Here is a 1,941-nt window from a genome sequence, read left to right as displayed (position 1 = left end):
CAGAACAGTTATCAACGAATTGACTCACAAAGGGCGCCTACTGAATCTCCATTTGAAACTGGTGCAGATATTGGCACGCATCATATACAAGATCCGAGTCCTAATCCCCCGCTTATGCCTGACGATTTGGCCCAATTTAACCTGGATTTGCATAGAAGCAATTATATCGTATCTGGTTCAGTCATCAGCGGGTCGAATGAGGAAAGACTGCAGTCTTTCCGCCAACATGTAACTAGCGAGCTGGCCTTGGATATCGTTGCCTCAATGGCGAATCAAGCATTATTCGCAGGGCCGTCCAGAGAGTTTGCAGAACAATTTAATGGAGCATACGGCCCCCAATCGGCAAGCGATGCTCTTAATATTCGTAGTTACAACATAGAAAATATTAACCAGTATGGAGTAAATATAAAATATGACTATAAATTTGAAATTGGATCATTCCTCATCTTGGAAACAGGTGATTCTATCCTTCCTCCTGCAGGGAGGAAGTTTCAGGCTAGCATGAGTTTTTCCATGTTTGCTTCCGTAGATGAAGCAGGAGTAAGTAGTGATAACACTGATAAATTATTTTTCTCGAGTAGATATACTAATCCACCATCATTAACCATCAGTGAAATAGATTTGAATCCACCGAAAGTTGATATGCCATCAACAAATACGAGCGCTGGGGGATGGTGGAAATGGCTGAAAAGTAAAGTTTCTGTCCTTTGGCAAAGTCTTCGCAGCTTTTTTGGGCAAAGATCTTCAGTTTACCAGCCAATATGACCCTGTACATTGGTTCTTGATCAAGCACCGGACACATGGATTATTCGTAACTTAGATCCGTTCACTAATGGGGAACAATACTATCCCTGGTTTACAGTGGCTGAAGACGTGCCTAGTTTGTGCCCGATATTGATAACTTAACTCACTACTTTGCTTTTGGCATATTTTTGAGTTGAAAGATTCGCCTCGCCACAGGTCTTCCCCAAGCTCAGGCAGCAACTTGAGCTTGGGTGATGGTCTGCCACGTCGCGAACGGGAAATGGTCACCGCGCTCGGTTATGTCCGGCGCAATAGCTATTACCAGTGGTTTACGGTTGCCGAAGATCTGAACGATACTCTGCATGAGGTACTAGAACTATGAGCACTTTTTCCGATGCGGCGACTGCACGGCGCTGCGCAGGCACGCCGACGCCCGACGCCCGTCGAGCGCCTGCAGGTACTCTGTCTTGGTGCGGCCGGCCGCCAAACTGTGCGGGTGTTACATTGGGAGTTGGGCCAGCCGGAAACGATCGCGAATGATCAGTGGCGGGTCAGCTTGAATGACCAGATAGGCTCATCAATGCTCGAGCTCGATGCGCAGGCCGACATCCTGAGTTGGGAGGAGTACTACCCGTACGGCGGCACCGCAGTGTGGTCTGCGCGCAGCGACATCGATGCGAAGTACAAGACGGTGCGTTACTCGGGCCAGGAGCGCGACGCCACCGGCCTGTATTACTACGGTTTGCGCTATTATGCGCCGTGGCTAGGGCGTTGGATCAATCCTGATCCGGCTGGCCCGGTCGACGGACTTGTAGTGATGTGATGGACGCCTCAGCATCTAAGCTTGCAGTATTATGCCAAGCTTGAAGCTGACAAATAGTTCAGGAGGTTTCCATCATGGATATTAAAGTTATTGGTATCGATTTAGCCAAAAATGTTTTTCAAGTTTGTGTTTGTCTTATGGATAACTCAGTCATGACTAACAAAAAGGTTAACAGAAACAAGCTGCTCGATAAAATTAGACAATTCCCCGAAGGTAGTCTTATTGCTATGGAGGCCTGTGGTACGGCGCATTACTGGGGAAGACAATTTCAAGCTCTTGGTTATCAAGTGCAATTGATCCCTGCTCAACATGTTAAGCCATTTGTTGCAAACCCAAAGAATGATGCCAACGATGCCCTCGCTATATGCGAAGCG

Annotated in this window: 5 protein-coding genes; all 5 read left to right on the top strand. The window is 47.4% G+C overall.

Annotated features, from left to right (window positions below; genetic code table 11):
• The coding region (locus ACHA99_RS09165) for a hypothetical protein (RefSeq protein WP_393942321.1) at positions 1 to 765 on the top strand (765 nt) is incomplete at its 5' end.
• Between the two features lie 220 nt (positions 766 to 985).
• On the top strand, positions 986 to 1,126 hold the full coding sequence (locus ACHA99_RS09160; protein ID WP_393942319.1) for a hypothetical protein: 141 nt from the start codon (positions 986 to 988) through the stop codon (positions 1,124 to 1,126).
• Positions 1,123 to 1,284, top strand: coding sequence for a hypothetical protein (locus tag ACHA99_RS09155; protein WP_393942317.1), 162 nt, complete (start codon positions 1,123 to 1,125; stop codon positions 1,282 to 1,284). Before ACHA99_RS09160 ends, ACHA99_RS09155 begins: the two co-directional genes overlap by 4 nt.
• Before the next feature lie 40 nt (positions 1,285 to 1,324).
• Positions 1,325 to 1,567 carry an RHS repeat-associated core domain-containing protein gene (locus ACHA99_RS09150; protein ID WP_393942315.1) on the top strand — a complete coding sequence of 81 codons (243 nt, stop codon included), beginning with the start codon at positions 1,325 to 1,327 and terminating at the stop codon, positions 1,565 to 1,567.
• 74 nt (positions 1,568 to 1,641) lie between these two features.
• Positions 1,642 to 1,941, top strand: a 300-nt coding sequence (locus tag ACHA99_RS09145; RefSeq protein WP_393942313.1) for a transposase, incomplete at its 3' end; no start/stop codon positions are given.

Source organism: Shewanella sp. S23-S33 (assembly GCF_043359565.1).
GTDB classification, from domain to species: domain Bacteria; phylum Pseudomonadota; class Gammaproteobacteria; order Enterobacterales; family Shewanellaceae; genus Shewanella; species Shewanella oncorhynchi.
The sequence above is the reverse complement of the archived record's forward strand: the minus strand, read 5'-3'. Positions and strand labels throughout refer to the sequence as shown.

Bases quoted from the DNA above. Each gene is read 5' to 3' on its own strand.
- ACHA99_RS09155 (WP_393942317.1), top strand. From the start codon at position 1,123: ATGAGCACTTTTTCCGATGCGGCGACTGCACGGCGCTGCGCAGGCACG.
- ACHA99_RS09150 (WP_393942315.1), top strand. From the start codon at position 1,325: ATGCTCGAGCTCGATGCGCAGGCCGACATCCTGAGTTGGGAGGAGTAC.